Raw genomic sequence first — 5,859 nt, 5'->3', positions numbered from 1 at the left:
CCGTCCCCGGCCCTCCCGTTCCCCCCACCCGTCTCCCCGTCCGCCCAGGAGCGCCCGTGTCCTCCCCCGTCCCCGGCCGCCGCAGCGGCTCGCTCCGGCTGCCGCTGTTCGTCCTCCTGCTCGTCGGCGCCCTGCTCGCCGCGGGGATCCTCGTGGCCGTCGAGCTGCGCGCCGGCCGGCCCTCGGCCGGTGAGCCCCGGTGCGTGGTCTCGACCACGGACGGGGACGGGGAGCGGCAGCGGCACACCCTGTCGGCGGAGCAGTCGGCCAACGCCGCCCTGGTCGCCGCCGAGGCCGTGGCACGCCGCGCCGACCCGTACGCGGCGGTCGTGGCCCTGGCCACCGCGATGCAGGAGTCGCAGCTGGTCAACATCGACTACGGCGACCGGGACTCCGTGGGGCTCTTCCAGCAGCGCCCGTCCCAGGGCTGGGGAACGGTCGAGCAGATCATGGACCCTGCCTACGCCACGGCCGCCTTCTACGACGGCCTCGCCGAGCTCGACTACACGACGATGTCCGTCACCGACGCCGCCCAGGCGGTCCAGCGCTCCGGGCACCCGGAGGCGTACGCCCGGCACGAGGGTGTCGCCCGGGCGTTCGCCGGCAGCCTGACCGGAGCCACCGAGGGCTCGCTCAACTGCGTGCTGGGTGATCCCGAGGCCCCCGGGGACCCGCGCCGGGCGGCCGACGCCCTCCGCGGCGCGTTCGGGACCGCGGCGCCGGACCCGCGCGTGGACGGGGACCGGGTGGTCGTGCCCGCCCCCGGGGAGCCTGCGGGCTGGGCGGTGGCGCACTGGGCGGTCGCGCAGGCGGACGCGCTGGGCGTCGCGGAGGTGTCCTTCGACGGGCGCAGCTGGATCCGGGCGGACCAGCGCACCACCCGCTTCGCGCCCGCCCCCGGCTGGGTGGCCGCCGACGAGGCGCACCCCGAGGGCACTCCCCCGGCCGGCGACGTCGTGGTGGTCCTCGCGAGCCGCTGACGGGCCCGTCGCGGCCCGGCCGATACGCTGGGTCCATGAAGATTCTCGTGACCGGGGGAACCGGCTACATCGGCTCGCACACCGTCCTCGCCCTGCTGGAGGCGGGGCACGACGTCGTCGTGATGGACAACCTCGCGAACTCCTCGCGGACCTCGCTGGCACGTGTCGAGGACCTCGCGGGACGGCCCGCCGAGGCGTTCGCCGAGGTGGACCTCCTGGATCCCGCGGGACTCGACGCGCTGTTCGCGGAGCACCGCCCGGAGGCCGTGATCCACTTCGCCGGGCTCAAGGCCGTCGGCGAGTCGGCCGAGAAGCCCCTCTGGTACTACCGCACCAACGTGGCGGGCACCCTCAACCTGCTGGACGCCATGGCGGCCCACGGCTGCCGGACCATCGTGTTCTCCTCGTCGGCCACGGTCTACGGCGCCCCCGAGGAGATGCCCCTGACCGAGAAGCAGCCCATGGACGCGCAGAACCCGTACGGGCGCACCAAGGAGCACATCGAGGACATGCTCGTGGACCTCGCCGCGGGGGACCCCTCCTGGAACGTGGCCCTGCTGCGCTACTTCAACCCCGTGGGCGCCCACGAGTCCGGCCGGATCGGCGAGGACCCCACGGGCGTGCCGAACAACCTGCTGCCGTTCATCGCCCAGGTGGCCGTGGGACGGCGCGAGAAGCTGCGGGTCTTCGGGGCGGACTACCCGACCGCCGACGGGACGGGCGTGCGCGACTACATCCACGTGGTGGACCTCGCCGACGGCCACCTGAGGGCTCTCGACCACGTCTCCGAGCACGGCGGGGTGCGCACCTGGAACCTGGGCACGGGCAAGGGCTACTCGGTGCTGGAGGTCCACGCGGCCTTCGAGCGGGCCTCCGGGCGGAGCATCCCCTACGAGGTCGTGGCCCGCCGGCCCGGCGACGCGGCGGTGTCCTACGCGGATCCGTCGACGGCGCTGGCGGAGCTCGGCTGGTCGGCCGAGCGGGACCTCGACACGATGTGCCGGGACCACTGGAACTGGCAGCGGAGCAATCCCGAGGGCTACGCCGCGGGCGCCTGAGCACCGGGCGCGGTGCCGGGGCTCACCAGCCCCGGGGCCGGACGACGTTGGCCGGCGCGTCGGCGAACAGGGCGGCCACCCGCCGCTCGTCGTGACCGGCGATGCCCGTGCCGACCCGGGTGAGCCAGAACGTCAGCTCGGGGTGCTCGCGGGCGTAGGCCACGAACGCCGCGGCCTCCCGCTCGAGCTCCGCGAACCCGCTCATGCTGTCGATCGCGTACGAGCGGCCCTGCAGACCGTGCCCCTGCCCCATGACGGCCCCGAAGCGCTCGACGGCCGTGCGCGCCGCGCCCGCGCCGTGGGCGCCCCGGGCGTTCGAGCCGAAGACGAAGACGTCGTCCGGACCGAGCTCGGTGATCCGGTCCGGGGTGTGCCGCTGCTCGCTCATGCCACCACGGTACCGGGGCGGGCACCGGCCCGGAACGAAGGACGCCGGGCCCGCACCCTGGAGAGTGCGGACCCGGCGTCCGTCGGTGCCGGGAGCGGGTCGGCTCAGCGCTGCGGGTAGTGCCGCTCGCCCTCGCCCACATAGAGCTGGCGCGGGCGGCCGATCTTGGTCTCCGGGTCCTCGATCATCTCACGCCACTGGGCGATCCAGCCGGGGAGGCGGCCGATCGCGAAGAGCACGGTGAACATCTTCTCCGGGAAGCCCATCGCCTTGTAGATCAGGCCCGTGTAGAAGTCGACGTTGGGGTAGAGCTTGCGCTCCACGAAGTAGTCGTCGGCGAGGGCCTTTTCCTCTAGCCGCATGGCGATCTCGAGCTGTTGGTCGTTGCCGCCCAGCTTCTCGAGGATCTCGTGGGCGTAGTCCTTGACGATGCGGGCCCGGGGGTCGTAGTTCTTGTAGACCCGGTGGCCGAAGCCCATGAGCCGGGCGCCGGACTCCTTGTTCTTGACCTGCTCCATGAAGTCCTCGGGCTTGACGCCCTCCGTCTGGATCCGGTTGAGCATGGCGAGCACGGCCTCGTTGGCGCCGCCGTGCAGCGGGCCGTAGAGGGCGTTGATGCCCGCGGAGACCGAGGCGAACATGTTGGCGTGGGAGGAGCCCACGAGCCGGACGGTGGAGGTGGAGCAGTTCTGCTCGTGGTCGGCGTGCAGCATCAGCAGCACGTCCAGGGCCTTCGCCATCGCCGGGTCGATCTCGTAGTCCTCGGCGGGCACGCCGAAGCACATGCGGAGGAAGTTCTCCGTGTAGTTGAGGTCGTTCTGCGGGTAGAGCATCGGCTCGCCCTTGGACTTCTTGAACGCGTAGGCGGCCAGCGTGGGCACCTTGGCGAGCAGCCGGATGGTGGAGATCTCCACCTGCTCCTGGTCGAACGGGTCGAGGGAGTCCGCGTAGAACGTGGACAGCGCCGAGACGGCCGAGGACAGCACGGGCATGGGGTGGGCGTTGCGCGGGAAGCCGTTGAAGAAGCTCTTGAGGTCCTCGTGGACCATGGTGTGGCGGCGGATCCGGGTGTCGAACTCCTCCAGCTCGGTCGGCGAGGGCAGCTCGCCGTAGACGAGGAGGTACGCGGTCTCGATGAAGCTCGAGTGCTGGGCGAGCTCCTCGATCGGGTAGCCCCGGTAGCGGAGGATGCCGTTGTTGCCGTCGATGTAGGTGATGGCGGAGCGCGCGTTCGCCGTGTTCATGAACCCAGGGTCGAAGGCGACGTTGCCGGTCTCCTTGAGCAGGTTAGTGATCGCGTACCCGCGGTTGCCCTCGGTGGCGTCCTGGATGGGCAGCTCGAGCGGGTTGCCGTTCCCGTGGTCGAGCCGGGCCGTCCCGGTCTTCTGTGCAGACTCAGTCATGTTCGTCCTCCGCGAGTGGATGTCGGTGTCCGGTGCCCGTGGTCGCCGTGCCGGGCGCCGCCGGTGGCGCAGCACGGCCGTGTCTGCCGGACACGGCGATCGTCAGGGTCCAACCTACCTGCTCCGTCCGCACCGGGACCAATCCCGGCACCGCGGGAGATCGTGTCAGGCGCGGCCGAGCCGCTCCACGGCGGCGTCGATGCGCTCGTCGGTGGCGGTGAGGGCGAGGCGCACGTAGCCCTCGCCGGCCGTCCCGTAGAAGACCCCGGGCCCCACCACCACGCCCCGCTCGGCGAAGCGCTGAACCGTGGTCCAGGTGTCCTCCCCGGCCGTGCACCACAGGTAGAGCCCGGCCTCCGAGTGCTCGATCCGCAGCCCGAAGGCCTCGGCGGCGGGCACGAGCCGCTCACGGCGGGACCGGTAGAGCGCCTTCTGGGCGATGACGTGGGCGTCGTCCGCCAGGGCGACCCGCATGGCCTCCTGGATCGGGGCGGGCACGATCATCCCGGCGTGCTTGCGGGAGTTGACGAGGCTCGCCATGAGCCGGGCGTCGCCGGCGAGGAACGCGGCCCGGTAGCCGGCCGCGTTGGACTGCTTCGACATCGAGTACGCGGAGAGCAGCAGGGAGTGGTCCCCTCCGCTGACCCGGGGGTCGAGCACCGACGGCACCGGGGTGCCGCCCTGCTGGACGTCCCAGGCGCCCCAGCCCAGCTCGGCGTAGCACTCGTCCGAGGCGACCACGGCCCCGAGGGCGCGCGCCTGGTCGACCACGCGGCGCAGGGACGCCGCGTCCCGGACGATGCCGGTGGGGTTGGCGGGCGAGTTCAGCCACACCAGGCGCACGCGGGAGCGCACGGCGTCGTCGAGCTCGTCGAGGTCGTCCGCCGCGACCGCCTCCGCGCCCGCCAGCTCGGCCCCGATGTCGTAGGTGGGATAGGCCACCGTGGGGCGCACGAGGACGTCGCCCGCGCGCAGGCCGAGCAGCAGCGGCAGCCAGGCGACCAGTTCCTTGGAACCGACCGTGGGCATGACGGCGGCGGGGTCCAGGCCGGGCACGCCGCGCCGTCGCGCGTACCACGCGGCGGCGGCCTCGCGCAGGGCGGGGGTGCCGTGGGTGGTCGGATAGCCGTGGGCGTCGGAGGCCGCGGCCAGCGCGTCCTGGACGACCAGCGGCGTGGGGTCCACGGGCGTGCCGATGGACAGGTCCACGACCCCGTCGGGGTGCTCCGCGGCGACGGCCCGGTACGGCGCCATCGTGTCCCACGGGTAGTCGGGCAGGGCGAGGCCGAAGGAGCGGTCCCCCTGCGTCACAGGGCGACGTCCTGGTTCTGCGGCGGCAGCGCGGCGATCATGGGGTGGTCGGTGTGCGTGTTGCCGAGCTTCGCGGCGCCGCCGGGCGAGCCGAGGTCGTCGAAGAACTCGACGTTCGCCTTGTAGTAGTCGGCCCACTCGTCGGGGGTGTCGTCCTCGTAGTAGATGGCCTCGACGGGGCAGACCGGCTCGCACGCCCCGCAGTCCACGCACTCGTCGGGGTGGATGTAGAGCGAGCGCTCCCCCTCGTAGATGCAGTCGACGGGGCACTCCTCGACGCAGGCCTTGTCCTTCACGTCGACACAGGGCTGGGCGATGACGTAGGTCACGGCGGTTCGAACCTTTCTCCTGGGATGCTCCGACCAGTCTAGCCACGGTGTCCTGGCTAGGATGACAGGCATGGAGCATCCGACATCCGGCTCAACATCACCGTCCGGGACGTCATCTTCGGGCGAGGGGCTGCTCGCCGGCCTTCCTCCTGGGACGCGCGTGAGCGTGCGCTACGCCCTGCCCGCCGACGACGCCTCCGGGCTGCCGCTCACCGACGCCCTGGGTGAGCTGCTGACGGCGGACGAGGCGTCGGTCACGGTGCGCACCCGCCGCGGGGACGTGCGGATCGGCGCCGGCGAGGTGCGGGCCGCACGGGTGGTCCCGCCGGCGCCGCCGCGGCGCCGGCCGCGGCAGGGCTGAGCGGCGCCGGACCGCGCGCCCGGGGACCG

General features: G+C 72.8%; 7 protein-coding genes. 3 read left to right on the top strand and 4 right to left on the bottom strand.

The window, feature by feature from the left end:
- Positions 1-56 precede the first annotated feature (56 nt).
- Both ACH9D2_RS17185 and galE read left to right on the top strand, forming a co-directional pair.
- A complete protein-coding gene (locus ACH9D2_RS17185; RefSeq protein ID WP_396364040.1) occupies positions 57-980 on the top strand; it encodes a hypothetical protein in 924 nt (307 codons plus the stop codon).
- Between the two features lie 35 nt (positions 981-1,015).
- A complete protein-coding gene (gene galE / locus ACH9D2_RS17180; protein ID WP_396364039.1) occupies positions 1,016-2,038 on the top strand; it encodes a UDP-glucose 4-epimerase GalE in 1,023 nt (340 codons plus the stop codon).
- A gap of 22 nt (positions 2,039-2,060) precedes the next feature.
- Here the strand turns inward: galE and ACH9D2_RS17175 are convergent, their stop codons facing one another.
- From ACH9D2_RS17175 to fdxA, 4 genes are all read right to left on the bottom strand, one after another.
- Positions 2,061-2,426, bottom strand: a complete 366-nt coding sequence (locus tag ACH9D2_RS17175; RefSeq protein ID WP_396364038.1) for an A1S_2505 family phage non-structural protein — start codon at positions 2,424-2,426, stop codon at positions 2,061-2,063.
- A 104-nt stretch (positions 2,427-2,530) separates the two neighbouring features.
- Positions 2,531-3,829: a citrate synthase gene (locus ACH9D2_RS17170; RefSeq protein ID WP_396364037.1), complete on the bottom strand. Its 1,299-nt coding sequence runs from the start codon at positions 3,827-3,829 to the stop codon at positions 2,531-2,533.
- 165 nt (positions 3,830-3,994) lie between these two features.
- Entirely contained in the window at positions 3,995-5,140 is a 1,146-nt protein-coding gene (gene dapC, locus ACH9D2_RS17165) for a succinyldiaminopimelate transaminase (RefSeq protein ID WP_396364036.1), read from the bottom strand.
- Positions 5,137-5,469, bottom strand: a complete 333-nt coding sequence (fdxA, locus tag ACH9D2_RS17160; RefSeq protein ID WP_058872613.1) for a ferredoxin — start codon at positions 5,467-5,469, stop codon at positions 5,137-5,139. Before fdxA ends, dapC begins: the two co-directional genes overlap by 4 nt.
- Before the next feature lie 70 nt (positions 5,470-5,539).
- Between fdxA and ACH9D2_RS17155 the strand changes: the two genes are divergently transcribed.
- On the top strand, positions 5,540-5,830 hold the full coding sequence (locus ACH9D2_RS17155; RefSeq protein WP_396364035.1) for a putative acetyltransferase: 291 nt from the start codon (positions 5,540-5,542) through the stop codon (positions 5,828-5,830).
- Positions 5,831-5,859: the final 29 nt, after the last annotated feature.

Origin of the sequence: Kocuria rhizosphaericola, from assembly GCF_044462205.1 — a bacterium.
In the GTDB taxonomy this organism is placed as follows: domain Bacteria; phylum Actinomycetota; class Actinomycetes; order Actinomycetales; family Micrococcaceae; genus Kocuria; species Kocuria rhizosphaericola.
The sequence above is the reverse complement of the archived record's forward strand: the minus strand, read 5'-3'. Positions and strand labels throughout refer to the sequence as shown.

Coding starts and splice junctions, on each gene's coding strand:
- ACH9D2_RS17155 (WP_396364035.1), top strand. CDS start 5,540: ATGGAGCATCCGACATCCGGCTCAACATCACCGTCCGGGACGTCATCT.
- ACH9D2_RS17175 (WP_396364038.1), bottom strand. CDS start 2,426: ATGAGCGAGCAGCGGCACACCCCGGACCGGATCACCGAGCTCGGTCCG.
- ACH9D2_RS17170 (WP_396364037.1), bottom strand. CDS start 3,829: ATGACTGAGTCTGCACAGAAGACCGGGACGGCCCGGCTCGACCACGGG.
- galE (WP_396364039.1), top strand. CDS start 1,016: ATGAAGATTCTCGTGACCGGGGGAACCGGCTACATCGGCTCGCACACC.